Annotated in this window: 13 protein-coding genes; 7 read left to right on the top strand and 6 right to left on the bottom strand. The window is 70.5% G+C overall.

Annotated features, from left to right (window positions below; translation table 11 throughout):
- Window positions 1–1,638, bottom strand: coding sequence for an ABC transporter substrate-binding protein (locus ACZ466_RS12330; RefSeq protein ID WP_378279927.1), 1,638 nt, complete (start codon window positions 1,636–1,638; stop codon window positions 1–3).
- Window positions 1,639–1,800: 162 nt separating this feature from the next.
- On the opposite strand from ACZ466_RS12330, the gene ACZ466_RS12325 reads away from it, so the two are divergent.
- Both ACZ466_RS12325 and ACZ466_RS12320 read left to right on the top strand, forming a co-directional pair.
- The gene (locus tag ACZ466_RS12325) at window positions 1,801–2,445 is read left to right on the top strand and encodes a TetR/AcrR family transcriptional regulator (protein ID WP_378279925.1); all 645 of its coding nucleotides are present in this window, start codon (window positions 1,801–1,803) and stop codon (window positions 2,443–2,445) included.
- Between the two features lie 73 nt (window positions 2,446–2,518).
- A complete protein-coding gene (locus ACZ466_RS12320) occupies window positions 2,519–3,397 on the top strand; it encodes a septum formation family protein (RefSeq protein ID WP_378279924.1) in 879 nt (292 codons plus the stop codon).
- A 24-nt stretch (window positions 3,398–3,421) separates the two neighbouring features.
- On the opposite strand, the gene ACZ466_RS12315 is transcribed toward ACZ466_RS12320, so the two are convergent.
- Genes ACZ466_RS12315 through ACZ466_RS12300 form a run of 4 tightly spaced genes read right to left on the bottom strand, consistent with a single transcriptional unit; the run spans window position 3,422 to window position 7,210 of the window.
- Window positions 3,422–3,970: a hypothetical protein gene (locus ACZ466_RS12315; protein WP_378279922.1), complete on the bottom strand. Its 549-nt coding sequence runs from the start codon at window positions 3,968–3,970 to the stop codon at window positions 3,422–3,424.
- Entirely contained in the window at window positions 3,967–5,235 is a 1,269-nt protein-coding gene (locus ACZ466_RS12310) for a hypothetical protein (RefSeq protein WP_378279920.1), read from the bottom strand. The genes ACZ466_RS12315 and ACZ466_RS12310 overlap by 4 nt, the downstream gene beginning before the upstream one ends.
- Window positions 5,232–6,713 (bottom strand): PrsW family intramembrane metalloprotease, encoded by a 1,482-nt coding sequence (locus tag ACZ466_RS12305; protein ID WP_378279918.1) that lies wholly within the window; start codon window positions 6,711–6,713, stop codon window positions 5,232–5,234. The genes ACZ466_RS12310 and ACZ466_RS12305 overlap by 4 nt, the downstream gene beginning before the upstream one ends.
- A complete protein-coding gene (locus ACZ466_RS12300; protein ID WP_378279916.1) occupies window positions 6,710–7,210 on the bottom strand; it encodes a hypothetical protein in 501 nt (166 codons plus the stop codon). Before ACZ466_RS12300 ends, ACZ466_RS12305 begins: the two co-directional genes overlap by 4 nt.
- Window positions 7,211–7,413: 203 nt before the next feature.
- Between ACZ466_RS12300 and ACZ466_RS12295 the strand changes: the two genes are divergently transcribed.
- The 5 genes from ACZ466_RS12295 to ACZ466_RS12275 all read left to right on the top strand — a co-directional run bounded on the left by ACZ466_RS12295 (window position 7,414) and on the right by ACZ466_RS12275 (window position 14,124).
- Window positions 7,414–10,506 carry an NACHT domain-containing protein gene (locus ACZ466_RS12295; protein ID WP_378279914.1) on the top strand — a complete coding sequence of 1,031 codons (3,093 nt, stop codon included), beginning with the start codon at window positions 7,414–7,416 and terminating at the stop codon, window positions 10,504–10,506.
- A 286-nt stretch (window positions 10,507–10,792) separates the two neighbouring features.
- The gene (locus ACZ466_RS12290) at window positions 10,793–11,239 is read left to right on the top strand and encodes a hypothetical protein (RefSeq protein ID WP_378279912.1); all 447 of its coding nucleotides are present in this window, start codon (window positions 10,793–10,795) and stop codon (window positions 11,237–11,239) included.
- A 113-nt stretch (window positions 11,240–11,352) separates the two neighbouring features.
- The gene (locus tag ACZ466_RS12285; RefSeq protein WP_378279910.1) at window positions 11,353–11,997 is read left to right on the top strand and encodes a CatB-related O-acetyltransferase; all 645 of its coding nucleotides are present in this window, start codon (window positions 11,353–11,355) and stop codon (window positions 11,995–11,997) included.
- 32 nt (window positions 11,998–12,029) lie between these two features.
- Window positions 12,030–12,155: a hypothetical protein gene (locus ACZ466_RS12280; RefSeq protein WP_378279908.1), complete on the top strand. Its 126-nt coding sequence runs from the start codon at window positions 12,030–12,032 to the stop codon at window positions 12,153–12,155.
- 73 nt (window positions 12,156–12,228) lie between these two features.
- Window positions 12,229–14,124: a glycosyltransferase family 2 protein gene (locus tag ACZ466_RS12275; protein ID WP_378279907.1), complete on the top strand. Its 1,896-nt coding sequence runs from the start codon at window positions 12,229–12,231 to the stop codon at window positions 14,122–14,124.
- Here ACZ466_RS12275 and ACZ466_RS12270 read toward each other — a convergent pair.
- A complete protein-coding gene (locus tag ACZ466_RS12270) occupies window positions 14,111–14,650 on the bottom strand; it encodes a DinB family protein (protein WP_378279905.1) in 540 nt (179 codons plus the stop codon). The genes ACZ466_RS12275 and ACZ466_RS12270 overlap by 14 nt on opposite strands.
- Between the last annotated feature and the right edge of the window lie 440 nt (window positions 14,651–15,090).

The raw sequence follows: 15,090 nt of genomic DNA, 5'->3' as shown, positions 1-15,090 counted from the left end.
CTACCCGCCGATCCAGATCTGGTCGAACTTGTGCGTGGCCGAGCCGGTGAGCGCCTTCCCGACCGAGCCGTCCGGCAACGTGGAACGCCCGAGGCCCTTCACGTTCGCCTTGGTGATGACGGCGCTGGTGGTGAGGTGGTCGACCCAGATGAACGGGAGCTGCTCGCGCAGCCGCCGCTGCACGGTGGCGTACGCCTGCTTGCGCGCGGCCTCGTCGGAGCTGCGCCGACCGGAGTCCAGCGCCGCGCTCAGCTGCGCGTCCCTGATCCGGCTCATGTTGATCGACAGCCCGCCGGACGGCTGGACGAAGCGGGAGTGCAGCCAGGAGTACTCGCGGTCGGGATCGGCGCCGGTGAACTGCGTCCAGACGACCGCGCCGTAGTTGCCGGTGAGGGCCCGCTGGATGAGGTCGGCCTGCTCGGCCTGCCGGATCGTGACCTCCACACCCGCCTTGCCCCACATGTCCTGGACGAGTTCGGCGTTCTGCATCGACGACTGGTCGGGCACGCTCAGCAGCTCGAACCGGACCGGGCCCTTCTCCTTCTCGTACTCGGCCACCAGCGCCTTCGCCCGGTTCAGATCGAACGCGGGGTAGCCGCCGGGGACGTACCACCTGGAATCGGGCGACCAGGGGCCGTCGGCGGGCTTGGTCAGCCCGGACCGCAGCGTCTTGACGAACGCCTGCCGGTCGGTGGCGTGCGCCAGCGCCCTGCGGACGCGCAGATCGTCCAGCGGGGCGGCGGCGGTGTTGAGCATGAACGCCAGCTCGGGCACCGACATCCCGGTCGCCTGGTACATCCGGTACCGGCCCTGCTGGGCGAGCTTCCCGAACTTGACGATGTCGTTGTCGCGCTGCGTCGCCATCGCCGTCAGCCCGCCCGACTCCAGCGTCTGCGCCCGGGTCTGGAAGTCGGGCAGGATCCGGAACTCGATCTGGTCGAGATAGGGCAGGCCCTTGCGCCAGTACTTGGGGTTCTTCCGCACGACGAAGCGGTTGTCGGGCGTGTGGCTCTGGAACACGAACGGCCCCGTGCCGACCGGCCGCCGGCTGGCCTCCGCCGGGTTCGCCAGCGCCGTCCTCGGAATGATCATCCCGACCTGGTCGACGAGGACGTAGGGGAAGCTGCCCCACGGCTGGCTGAGATGCACCTGCACGGTGCCGCCGTCCAGGACCTCGATGCCGCGCACCGGGGCCAGGACGGCGGCGGTCAGCGGGGACGCCTTCTGCGCGTCCAGGTTGGCCTTGACGACCTCGGCGGTCAGCGGCTCGCCGGTGGAGAACGCGATCCCCTCGCGGATCTTGATCGTCCACTGGGCGCCGTTCTCCGCGGGCGTGATCGACTCGGCCAGGTGCGGCCGCCAGGCGCCGGAGGCGTCGACGGTGGCCAGCGACTCGATGATCGTCCCGCCCATGGCGTAGGTCTGGGCGGCGAAGGAGTCCTTGGTCGGGTTGAAGCCGTTGGCGTCGGCGCCCAGCCCGTAGACCAGCCGCCCGCCCGGGACCGGACTGCCCTCGGGACCGGGGCCCGAGGCCGGGGCCGTCCCCCCGCCCGAGCACGCCGCCGCGGCCAGCGCCGCACCCGCCACCAGTGCCAGGACGGGACGCCGGCGTCCTCGCCCGTCCATCGTGTGTGCCACGTGCGGACCCTCCTCAGCACCGGACAGTGATCCAGGTCACGAGATTCACCGATAGTACTATCGGTCAAATGAAAAGCAACGCTTGACGAAAGATCATCGATATGCTGCACACGATGGAACGCTTCACCGCCAGACCTATCGGCGAAGGCTCCGGGAGGCCCGATGCCTGATGTGTCGCTGAGCCGGCGCGAGGCCAAGGACCTCACCCGGCGCCGGCTGCTCGCCTCCGCGCTGCGCATCCTCGACACCGAGGGCGAGGCGGGCCTGTCGACCGGCAGCGTCTGCCGCAACGCCGGCATCGCCCAGTCCACCTTCTACGTGCACTTCCGCAACATGCACGACCTGCTGGAGGCGCTCGCCGAGGAGGCCGGCCGCCGGGTCGGCCCGGTCGTCCGGGAGGCCCGCCGACGCTCCACCGCGGAACCGCACAGCGCCGAACGGCTCCGCGAGGCGTTCCGGGTCCCGCTGGAGGCGATGTGCGGCCACCCGGAGTTCTTCCGCCTCAGCGTCCGGACCCGCCTCGACCGCAACTCCCCGCTGGGCGAGGCCGCCCGTGCCCGCGCCGCCGAAACCCGCGCCCGCCTCGTCGAAGACCTGGTCGCCGCCGGCCTCCCCGCCGCCACCGACCGCCAGCGCCGCAGCCTGGAAATGGTCGCCGACGGCGTCACCGCCCTCACCGAGTCCATGGCCCTGGGCCACCTGGACGGCCGCTACCCCGACCTGGAGGAGTGCGTGGACATCCTCGTGGCCTTCTTCGCCGGCACCCGCGCCCAACTCCTCACCGACCGCGAACCCGACGACGCGTAGGTGAAGAAGGAGACCGCCCCGATGTCGTCCGTCCGGGGACCCGTCCCGGACGGACGATGACAGAGTCCGGCGCATGACGATTCGGCAGGCGCGCCAGGCATTCGGGCGCCGGGCGCCCGGCAGGCCCGCGGCGGTTCACCACGTCACGGCGACGGCTCTGGTCATGGCGTTGGCCGGGGGCTGCTCGTCCGGAGGCGCCGACGGCCCGACGGCGAGCGGCGCGTCCGCGAAACCGGCCACGACTCCGGCGACCGCCATGTCATCCGCCGCGCCTGGGGCGCCGTTCCAGGCCGGCGAATGCTTCGATCCGCAGGCGGGCGCGAAGGGGTGGGGCGACTGTTCCCGTCCGCACGACTACGAGGTGATGCTCGCGCAGCGCCTCCCGGACAGGGTCGTCGGCGACTATGTCCGGACGGAGATGCGCCGCGCCTGCCACGCCGCCCTGCCGACCTATCTGAAAAGCCCGGACGCGAACGCCAGCCGACTGCAGGCCGCGACGGCCGGACCCTCGCGCGGCAAGGACGGCGCCCGCTGGTTCGCCTGCCTGGTGTCCGAGGAGGGGCCGGACGGCCGTCCGCGCCGCCGGACGGGCAGTCTCGCCGGGGCGCTCGCGGGTGGTCTCGGGTCCTTCCAGAAATGCCTGGTCGGCGAGCCTCTGGACGACGGCCCGCCGCGTATCGTCCCGTGCGACCGGCCGCATCGGAGCGAGGCCGTCCCGGGCGTGCTCGTGCTCGGGCGCCCCACCGACCAGCCGCCGGACCTCGAGGAAATGACCTCGCGCGCCCTCGACCACTGCAAGAAGGCGGTCGACGCCCACGTGGGCCGCGGCAGGTCAGGCGTGCGCCCGAGCGGGCTGTCTCCCCTGCCCGAGGAATGGGCGGAAGGAGAGACGACGGCGACGTGCTATGCCGTCACCAAGAAACCGGTGACCGGCTCACTGCGCGGACGCTGACCGGGACGTTCCCGTCCGGTTCCGTCACGGCGGCGGCCAGATCACGTACCACCGGCCGCCGGTCCGCTGGAGCCCGAGGAGAATGTCGTGCGCCACGGGGCCTTTTCCGTTCGCGCCCCCGATCGGCGGCAGCTTCGGGTGGACGTCCTCCACGCCCACCGTCACGAATCCGTCGCCGTCGTTCCGCACGCGGCGAACCATGGCGCCTCTCGCGTTCCGCAGGTCGGTGCGCGACCAATGCGCGCTGCCGAGCCAGATCAGGTTCCCCATGCACGTCGTGTAGTCCGGCGAGGGTCTTTCGAGCGGACGATCCGGATGGTCGAAGTCGACGGCCATCGTGCAGGCGTCCTGATACTGCCGGTGCCCGACGTGGCGGAGAAAGCGTTCGGCGCTCGTCACCGGGTCGGGTGACGCCCCCGCGGCGGGCTTCTCGAACATCACGACCGCCGCCGCCGTGAGCAGCGCGATCGTCAACGCGACCGCGCACGCGAGCAGCGCCTTCCGGGGCCACCCCCATTCGGGCGGGAGAGGCGAGTCCGGGAACAGGACGCGCACGGCCTCGAACCTGGTCACCGATCCTTGCCCTTCTTCCGGGGCCCGCCGTCATCGTCATCGTCCTTCGGGTCGTCGCCGCCGTTTCCGGGGCGCTCGTCCTTTCTCCACTGCTCCCGGATCTCCCTGATCCGCGAGCGCCTGAGGAACCACTCGGTGACGACCGAGACGAGCACGAGAAAGCCGAGGTCCTGGTTTCCGTAGACCGTGTGCCGCGCGACGTCGATGCGGCCCTTGGCGCGGGCGTCGCGCAGTGCCGCGTCACCGAGCCGGCTGAACGCGTTCGCCACGAAATCGTTCAGCTTGCTCTGCGCCTGCTTCGCCGCCGCGGCCAGTTTCTTCCCCGCTGCCGCGATCTCGCGCGGGTCGCTCGACTGCTCGGTCGCGTCCTTGACCCTGTTGTGCTCGATCACCAGAGCGTTCACGGCCGTCATCGCACGGGTCGCCTTGTCGATGAGCCCGGCCTTGCCCACCTCGTCCAGGGCGATCTCGCCGTTGGCGAGGACCTTGCGGATCAGCCTCTCCACCACGGCGGGGAGGTCCTGGACGGCGCCCGCCGCCAGGTCGGCGAGCCTCCGCGCGACGGCGACACGATCGGGTCCGGGATCCTCCGGGAGGGTCGCGAGGAAGTCCGCGACGATGTCCGCGCGGGGCTTGACGTTCCCGGCGTACAGGGACAGCTGGGCGAGCAGGTCGCGTGCGGCGTTCTGCTCCGGGGTCAGAGCGGCGGGGTCGAGGAACGGCTCGTCGTCCGGCTCGAAGCCTTCGTCGAACCGTTCGGGCACGTCGTTGCCCTGCGTCTCGTCCACCACGTTCGGCCCGTGCTCCGCGGGCGCGTCGGCGGGCGCGTCGGCGGGGGCATCGGCGGGGGCGTCCACCCCCGGCCGGGAACCGGGGGTCGCCGGGACGCCGGGCGGCGGGACCCCGTCGGGCGCGATCTGGGGCTCGGTGGGCACGCCGGGTTGCGGCGCGTCCGACGGCGGAAGCTCCCCGGGCGCCGGGACGTCCGACGGCGCGCTCTGCGGCGGCCCGGCGGCAGTCTCCGGGACGGCGGTCGCCGGCCCGAGCCCGAGCGCGACCCGCTCGAACCACGAACCCAGGAAGGGAATGACCGAGGTGGTGAGCATCACGACCGGGAGCAGCACGAACGTCACCAGCACCCCCGCGCCCAGCAGCGCGATGCCCACGAGCGGCACCGTGCCCGTGCACGCGGCGATGTCGTTGATGTCGCTGCCGCAGTCGCGTTCCGGCGCGGCGAGGACGATGAGGATCGGCGTCGTCGTCATGACAGGTGCCCCTCGCCGACGGCGGATCCCGAGGGCGTCGCCTCGGCCTCGGGTTCCGGCCCGGACGACGGCTCGGGCCGCCACGCGTCCTGTCCCGGATCGAGGCGGGCCAGGGGTTCGTTCCGCCTGATTCGGTGGACGCGGTGACGCAGCCGGTCTTCGAGGTCACGGTCCACGCCGAAGTCGCCGCGTGCGCGGTGCCAGCGCGCGAAGGCCAGGTCGATCTGTGCCGCGTGGAGCCTTCGGACGTGGCGGTAGCGGGCGTAGTCGCGCCGCCGGTACAGGCGCCACCTCGTGCGGAAGCGCGCGCTGGCGCGGGCGAGTACGTCCACCTCGTCCGGCAGGATCGCGCCCAGGCCGGTGCGGGCCTCGTTCCGCAGTTCGGCCATCAGCCCGCGCACCTCGAACCGCAGCGCGGCGATGCCCAGCACGGCGAGCAGCACGAAGTAGGGCCCGTGGTAGATCAGCGAGTTCAACGGCATCGCGACGTACACGAGCGTCGTCGCCCCTTCGGGTTGCCAGAAGAGGCCGGTCGATCCGGCGATGTTCCATATCGCGTGGGCCACGACCGCGGCGACGTAGCCGCTCAGTGCGCAGACCGCCGTGCGCCAGACCCCCCGCTGCTGGAACGCCAGGCCGAGCGCCGCGCCCGCGATACCGGTGTAAACGGTGTGCGAGGAGAGAAGCGCGACGTACTGCCGCACCCAGTACTGGTAGATCGTCACGTCGGTTTCATCCGCCAGCATGTAGGCGGCCGACTCGGTGAACTGGAACCCCGCTCCCACGACGGACCCGATCGCCAGCCCGCCGAGCGCGCCGTTGACGCGGTGCCGGAAGACGAACAGGACCGCCAGCACCCCGGCCGCCTTGACGGCCTCCTCGTTCAGCCCGGTGGCCAGGGCCTGGACGAACACGAAGGGACGGCCCGGCGTCACGAGGCCGGTCAGCGCGTCGCTCACCACCATCGTCGTCATCCGGGCGCATTCGATCGCGACGCACATCCCCCACACGAACGCGACCGCGACCAGGGCCCAGGGCAGCCGCCGGCTCCGCTCCACCCGGCGGCACATGACGACGCAGAACAGCGTGGTCGGGACGCAGATGAGCGCGGTGGCCCAGGTCTCGTCGCCGCGTCCCCAGTGCAGCACCGTGAACCACGCCGGCAGGAACACCGCGAGGACGGCCGCGACGAGCACCTGCCCGCGGCGCCGCCACCGGACGGGCCGGACGAGCGTCAGCGCCACCAGCGACACGACGCCGGCCGCGCCCACGCCGAGCAACGGAACCGACCAGGTCACATAGGTGTACGCCAGTTCGTCGTCGTAGACGACCGCCTGGTACCACGTGACGCTCAGCAGGTAGAGCACCGGGACGGCTGCGATGGCCAGCCCGCCGAGCAACCGGCGGTGCCCGACCGCGAGAACACCCGCGGACGGCACCCGGACGGGCGTTTCGATCGTCCCGTGCGCCCCCGTCATCGGACGTTCACCACCTGGATGTCGGTGCGCGCGTAGATCCGTGCGAAGCGCTTCCGGCCGGGGTCCCAGGTGCCGAACACGAACGTCATCTTTCCGGTCGGGACGATCAAGTCCGGGTCGATGGGGATCGGCCGCGTGAAGTCGGCCTTCCGCTTGCCGACCACGGAGCCCCATTCGCCGCCCAGCCCGTCGTACCAGGACGCTCGGAAGGTGCGGTCGCCGAATTCGACGTCCTTGACATCGAGAATCGCGGCGGGCCGGGCGTCCAGATACTCGAAGACCCTCTTCGGGGGCCCCTCCACCGTCGGAGCCCGCCAGAGCGGCGCCGGGAAATAGCTCCGCACCACGACCTTCACGGGCCGGTCGGCCGCCGGGGCGAACGGACCGGCCCGCACGAAGAACACCCCGGCGACACCGAGGGCCATCGCGCCGAGGACGCCGACGGCGAGCATCGGCCGCCACAGCGGATTCCGCTGCCGGCCATCGGAAGCGCTCAAGGCCTCGTCCATTCCGAACCTCAGAATTCCGCGGTACGCCCCGCTGCCCCGGTTTCGTCTGAGCGGAAACTAGCGGCGCGGCCCCGGGACGGGTCCCGACGACGGTCCTGACCGCACCGGGCCGAACGAGTAGAAAGACCCGGTACGCGGCCGCGAGGCTCCGTAGCATCGCGCGCGGGAATCCCCTCGCGATTGGAGCCTTGGTGCGCCGGACGTACAACTACCGCCAGGCGGTCATCCTGCTCGGCGGCGAGAGCGCGCTGTCCGGCCTGCTCGACAAGGTGTCCGCGGCAGCGCTGCTCGGCATGGGCGCCTTCGACCTCCTGGACGCCCGGCTGGAGGCGTCCAAACTCGCCGACTCCCTGATCAGGAGCCTGCGCGACAAGGCCAGGGGCCTGGGGAGATACGACCGCACCGACCGGCTGGCGGCAGCCCACGGCGTCATCGTCGTCACCGCCTACTTCGAGGCCCTCGGCGAACTGAACCTGCGCGTCGCGAACACGCTCACCCGCGAGGACCGCGAACTGATGGTCGGCCGCGACCCCGTAGGCCACTGGGTGGAACAGCTCATCGCCGCCGACCTCCCCCTCCCGTCCCCGCAGTCGCCGCACGAGACCCTGCTCGCCGAACTCGACGACCGCTACGCGCGTTTCTCCATCGACCTGATCATGCTTCTTCGCGGGCTTGCGATCTGGGATCGCTGGGACGACACCGAGCGCGAACACCTTCTTCTCGATCTGCGCGAGACGCTCCCCTTGCTCGCCCGCCGCCGCTACGAGGAGCACTTCCGGCAGCTCGTCGCCGACTTCCCCGAGGTCGGGGCCTGGATCGACCTCAGCGAGCACCAGGCCACCCGCGAGGCCGTCCATGACCTCCGCGAAGGGCTGTCCGGCCTGGAGGAACACCTCACCCGCATCGCGTCCGGGCGCACCCCTCGCGACCGCCTTGCCGCGCTCATCATGGACAACCGCGCCGCCCTCGACCGCACCATCATCTCCGCCGACGACGTGCCCGCGGACATGACCATCCCCCGCCTCGGCCTCGCCTACTTCAACCCCGGCTACCGGATCCTGCCGCCCGGCCGCGACCGGAGCCCCGCGGACGAGACCGACTGGAACGACCTGCCCCGCCGCGACGACCTCAACGAGTTCCTGTTCGGCCACCTCACGCTGCCGCAGGCCACCTGGGCGCCGCTGCTCGTCCTCGGCCAGCCCGGCGCGGGCAAGTCCGTCCTCACCAAGATGCTCGCCGCCCGGCTCCCGGCCGGCGACTTCCTGCCGCTGCGCGTCGAACTCCGCACCGTCCCCGCTGACAGCGACCTGCTCGCCCAGATCGAGCACGCCGTCCGGGACGCCCTCGACGAGCCGATGTCCTGGCCCGACCTGGTGCACGAGGCCCGCGGCGCGCTCCCCGTCGTCATCCTGGACGGCTTCGACGAACTGCTCCAGGCGACCGGCGTCAGCCAGACCGACTACCTGGAGAGGATCGTCGCGTTCCAGCGCCGCCAGGCCGAACGCGGCAGGCCCCTCGCGGTCATCGTCACCAGCCGCACCGCGGTCGCAGACCGGGCCCGGGTGCCGCCGGAGACACCCGTGCTGCGGCTGGAGCCATTCGACGACGAGCAGATCGACGGCTGGATCAGGGTCTGGAACACCGCCAACCAGCGCTACTTCGCGCGCCGCGACCTCCAGCCCCTCTCACCTGAGCACGTCCGTGCCGTCCCCGACCTGGCGGGCCAACCACTGCTGCTGTTGATGCTCGCCCTCTACGACGCCGACGCCAACGCCCTGGACCTCGCCGACCGCCTGAACGAGACCGAACTCTACGAACGGCTCCTCTTCACCTTCACCGAACGCGAGGTCCTCAAATCCCAGCCGGGCATCTCCAGCCCCGACCTCTCCCGCGCCGCCGAACGGGAACTCTTCAATCTGTCGGTGACCGCATTCGCCATGTTCAACCGCGGCCGCCAGTGGGTCATTGAGGAAGACCTGGACGATGATCTGGGAACGCTCGTTCCCGCATCATCGCGGCCATCCCGGGAGTCCGCGGGCTTCCGCCGCCCGCTGACCGCTGCCGAGGAGGTCATCGGCGGCTTCTTCTTCGTGCACCGCGCCCAGGCCCTCCGGGACGACGAACGCCTCAAGACCTACGAGTTCCTGCACGCCACCTTCGGCGAATACCTCGTCGCCCGTCTCATCAGCCGCGAACTGGCCGACTTCGCCGAAGAACTCGCCCTCGCCGAATCCCGCAACCGCCCGACCCGGCCCGACGACGCATTTCTGCACGCCCTGCTCTCCTTCGCCGCCCTCACGACCCGCACCAACGTGACGGCGTTCGTGGAACACGGCATCCGGCGCCGCATCCCCACCGACAAACGCGACGTACTCCTACGCCACCTCTGCGAGATGTTCGCGGGCTCCCTCGAGACTCGCACGAGCAGCGCCTACGACGCCTACCGGCCCGCCCACGCCGTCGCGCCCCGCCGCTACGCCGTCTACAGCGCCAACCTGCTGCTCCTCAGCGTCCTGGTCGCAGGCCGCCCCCTCCGGGGCGCCGACCTCTTCGCCACCGAAGACGCGAACTCCGCAATCAACAAATGGCACGGATTCGGCCGCTTCTGGTATTCGCAGTACGAGGTCCAGGAATGGAACTCGCTCACCGAAGTGCTGCGAGCGAGCTATCCTGCGCACAACGGCGTCAGGGAGCTGCAAGTAGACAGGGAGGAAGTCGACTATGTCCACCTCAGTGCCCTGTGGCCGGACTTCGACACTCTGTACGAGCGTGATCACGATGCGCTTATTGAATACTTCAGCAACAGTGGTGTGATCGCTAAAGTGGCATTCAAAGGTGATCTGGATTCGGTCGATCTGCTCGTCATGCTGGCGCCGTACATCAGACATGTCGATGGCGACGCCTTCACCACGATATCTCGGGGTGACCTGGCGGCGATTCCGGTCGCCGAGCTGCTGGACGTGCTTTTGGGTACTCCCGCTGACCCCGAAAGGATGGTCCGGGCCTACGAGCGCGCATTCATTTCTTCCTCCGTGCAGGGACGGCGCTACGGCGACATCCTCTTGGGGCGGTTCGGGAAGGATCTCGCCGTCCTGCCGGGCGCGGAGGTCCTGACACTCGTCGATGACTGGGCCCTTCCCAGTATCGAGGACCGACAGCAAAGGCTTGTCCTCCAGCGGCTTCTGGGGGAACTGAGCGGGCGGCCCGATGTGGACGCGGAGGGACTCAGCCGCACCCGAGGGCGGTTGGCCGCGCGGATCCGCGAGCAAGGGCCGGACCAGTAGTCCAGCCGCAGATCGTGATCTTCATGTCCGGGTCGGGGCTTGTCGCCGGTCATGGCTGGTGCGGGACCGGGCTTGATGGCGGCCACGAACTCCTGTGCCCGGCGTCGCGGTTCCCTTCGGCGGAAGCGCGGCGCGATGCGGCTCATGCGGACCCCGACCATGTCCTGCCGGCGGGCCGGAACGATGATGTGGTCTGCGGCCACCATCTGATCTTCTGTCCTCGCTCTCGCGTTTCAGGATCCGGCCAGGATGAGATGCTCGCTCAGTGATGGATTACGCCACGCGAGTGATCGCCATCGACTGGAGCCGATACGAATCGGCGGCGGGACCGGTGCTCGCTGCCTATGAGGTCCCGGGCCACCTGATTGAGCTGGCCCACACCAAGCCCGAGAGGGCGTCCCATGCGGCCCGCAGGCTGAACGAGAGCCTGTGTCACCAAGGTGTGTTCATCGACTCCGCCGCTCTTCCAGCCCTCCCGTTTCTGTTGGAGGCACTACGGTCGACGACCGATACGTCAGTGGCCTGGTCGCTTTTGCACCTTTTGGAAGGCTTCGCAGACTGCTCCCGATCGATTCCGGGACCGAATCGCGACTGGCCGAACCGCGAGTGGGTCATCACGCTGCGTCAAGAGCTTGTGCTGCACCGCTCCGCCATAGCGAGTTGGACCAGGCACGAGGACGAGAATGTTCGTACCGAAGCACAAGCCGTCCTGAGCAGCCTAGATATGGATTAGTTCAGCCCATACCTGTGATTCGCGAGTGAACTGGCTCCTGCGGGCTTGGCAGGGACGACGGGAGCGAGCGAGATCACGATTCACGGCTGGAGCACTAGCTAGCCTTGTCTGTCATGGAGTCGTTGCCTGCTGATCCGACCGTGCTGCATCCGTTTCCCGACCAGCCTCGGGTGGTGCTGCTCAAGCCGTTGGTGACGTCGCCGCTGATCGAGGTGGGGGAGTACTCGTACTACGACGACCCGGACGAGCCGACCGCGTTCGAGACGCGGAACGTCCTCTACCACTACGGGCCTGAGCGGCTCGTCATCGGGAAGTTCTGCGCGTTCGCGACCGGCGTGCGGTTCATCATGAACGGCGCCAACCACCGGATGGACGGCCCCTCGACGTTCCCGTTCCCCATCATGGGCGGGGCCTGGGCCGAGCACTTCGACCTCATCACCGGGCTGCCCGGACGCGGGGACACGGTGGTCGGGCATGACGTGTGGTTCGGCAACAACGTCACGGTGATGCCGGGGGTGCGGGTCGGACACGGCGCGATCGTCGCGTCCGGTTCGGTGGTCGTCGACGACGTTCCCGACTACGGCGTCGTGGGCGGGAACCCGGCCCGGCTCATCCGCACCCGGTACGACGAGAAGGACGTCGCGCGGCTGCTGGCGGTCGCGTGGTGGGACTGGCCGGTCGAGCATCTGACCCGGCATCTGCGGGTCGTGATGTCCGGCACTCTCGACGATCTCGAACGAGCCGCGCCGCCCCGCTGACCCGTCCGCCACCCTCGTAATGATCACGCTGGGTGAACGATGCGATCCGCGGCGACGCGGTGGGCCGGCCGGAATCGGTGCAAGGTGTGGCCGTTTCGGCGGCTATGGTGAAGGGAGTGACGGAAGGTGAGGTGATCACTTTCCGTGAGGGTTGGTGACCGTTCGCTCCGGTCGGCGGCCCGGTATCCCGGACCCTGACCGTGCGGAGGCGGTGACACCCTGAAAGTCAGCGTGATCGTGCCGGTGTACAACTGCCGGTCGAGCCTGGGGCGGGCCCTGCGGTCGGTGTACGACCAGTCGATCGGCCGCGACGCGATAGAGGTCATCGCCGTCGACGACGGGTCCACCGACGGCAGCGGCGAGGAGCTTGACCGCTGGGCGGAGCGGTGGCCGCAGCTGCGGGTCGTCCACCAGCCCAACTCGGGCGGGCCGGGCGGGCCGCGTAACGCTGGGCTCGAACTGGCGGCCGGCGAGTACGTCTTCTTCCTGGACGCCGACGACCACCTGGGGCCCGAGGCGCTGGAGCGCATGTGCGCCATGGCCGACGCGAACGGCACCGACGTGGTGGTCGGCCGGTACGTGGGCGTGGGACGCAAGGCGCCCCGCTTCGACCGCGACGTCCCGCGCACGACGGTGCTCGCCACCGGCCCCTCCGTGTACGACTCGCTGTCGGTGCTGAAGCTGTTCCGGCGGTCGCTGGTCGAGGGGCTCGGGCTGAGGTTCCCCGAGGGGCAGTTCTCGCACGAGGACGAGCTCTTCACCGCCAGGGCCTACTTCGCGGCCGACGGGATCTCGGTCGTCGGCGAGTACGACTGCTACTACTGGATCGACCGCGAGGACGGTACGAGCGTCCTGCAGCAGGGCGGCTCCGATGCCGCCGAGTACTTCACGGCCATCGGCGAGGTCATGGCCTTCGCCGGTGAGCAGGTGCCACCCGGGTCCGACCGCGACCGGCTCATGGCCCGGCACTTCCTGAACGAGGTCTTCTCCCGGTTCGGCCGCCGCTACCCGGCGCTGGACGCCGCCGAGCAGGCCGCGACCCGCGACGGCGCGCGGGCGCTGTTCGAGGCGTGGTGGACCGACGGCGTCGCCGAGCGGTTCGGCGCCCGCGGCCGGGTGATCGCGCACTGCGTCACCCACGGCCTGGACGGGCTGCTCGCCCGGGTCGTCCAGTCCGGCCTGGACGGGACGCCGCCGCCGGTGACCGTCGAGGGCGCGCGGGCGTTCCAGCTCTACCCCGGCTTCCGGGACGCGGCGCTGGCCGTCCCCGAGACGTGCTACGAGATCACGCACCGGGTGCGGCAGCGGCGGCGGCTGGAGGCGGTCGAGTGGAGCGACGGCCGTCTGCGGGTGCGCGGATACGCCTTCCTGACCGAGCTCGGCACCTGGGACCAGTCGGCGGAGCTCGTCCTGCGGCAGCGGGACGGCGCGGCCGAGTACGGGGTGCCGTTCGAGGTGGCGGCCTGGCACGGCGAGGTGCCGGAGATGACGGCCGTCATCGACCTGGCGACGCTGGCGGGCGGCGGACCGCTGCCCGCGGGGCGCTGGGACGTCGTCGCCGTCATGACGGCGGGCGACATCAGGCGCGAGGGTGTTCTCCTTCCGAAACCCGGCGCCACGGTGGAGTTGCCAGGGGCTCGCGTGGTGCCGGTCAAGGGCGGGCCGCCGTACGCGGCGCCGTACTTCACCAGCGGGTCGGGGGCCTTGGCCGTGCACTGCGGCGGGCTGGCCGGCGGGCCCGCCCCGATCGCGACGGCCGCCGCCGCCGTGAGCAGGGTTCCCGAGCTGGAACTGGAACTGGCGGTCAGGACGGCGGCCGACGTCGAGGTCACGGCCGTGCTGCGGCGCCGTGACGGCGCGGCGGAGTTCGAGACGCCGCTGACCGTCCGGCGCCGGACCGAGGCCGCCGGGCGGCTTCCCCTGCACGACCTCGGCCCCGGCAAATGGGACGTGTGGTGCCGTATCGCGGTCGGTGACTCGGTCGACGAGCGCCGCCTCCAGGCACCGGAGCGCCTTCACCCCACAACGGTGAAGGGCGTCGCGCCGTACGTCACCGAGAAGGGCAACCTCTCCCTCACGGTCGCTCCGCGCCGGGGTCTCGTACGGCGCGCCTTCAGGCGCTCTTGACGCCCAGGGCGCCGTGCAGGTTCCGCACGAGCCCGATCTCCGCGACGTTCTTGGTCAGTTCGACGGTGACCCAGCCCGCGATGTCCCCGAGCGTCATCCCCTCACCCCAGGGCAGGGTGGCGGTCCGCTCGGTGGAGTCGAGGTCGGCATCGGTGAGCCCGGCCAGCTGTTTCTGCCAGTCGGCCTTGAGATCGCGCAGCCAGTCGGCGGCTCCGGCGGCGGTGCCCGGCCAGGTGATCTCCTCGCGCTCCGGCGCGCCCGTCCCGAAGCAGTGCCCGAGCGTGGTCGTCCACCAGAACCCGATGTGCCAGGTCAGCCAGCCGATGGTGAGCGCGGGGACGGGGTCGGGCTCGGGAACCTGCCAGTCGGCGACCCAGCGGCCTCGCTCGTCCTGCCGGACCGTCCAGCAGTGCGGCGCCGGCTCCCAGAGACAGAGGTCGTCGTCGATCCCCTCCAGGTGATATTCGAACAGCGCCCAAGCGATGTCCACTTGCTTGAGCAGCAGGTCAACACGTGCGACAGCCATCCGCCGACCCTCCCACCACCAAGATCCATCCCACCACTCCTTTTTCATGCCCGGCGATGCGGCGCAGGTCGGGCACGTTGAGGAGCGTGATCTTCCTGGGGGGTGGGTCGTCTGCCGGGCCACCTTGATCAGCTGCCCGAGCTTCTCCTGGCCGAGCGGCGGATCGAGGACGATGCCGTGTGCCCCGCCCGGTCGACGATGCGGCGGGAAACGCCCGCGTGTTCTCCTACCTCGCGGCCGAGTCTCGATCGGCAGCGCGCGGGCCTGCCTGTAGGACAGGCGCGCCCCCGGTGGCGGGGCAGAGGTCACGCGATCCGAGCACCTTGCCCTGCCGGGTCGGCGGTGAGTGATGAACACTGGGCTCCGGGTGCGGCCGCGGCCGTCCCGGGGTCACGTCCCGGGTCGCCTCCAGCACCAGGTCCTCCCGCGCGTGCCCTGAA

Source organism: Actinomadura rugatobispora (assembly GCF_055379765.1).
Note: the sequence above shows the minus strand (reverse complement) of the source record. Positions and strands in the feature narration are given on the sequence as shown.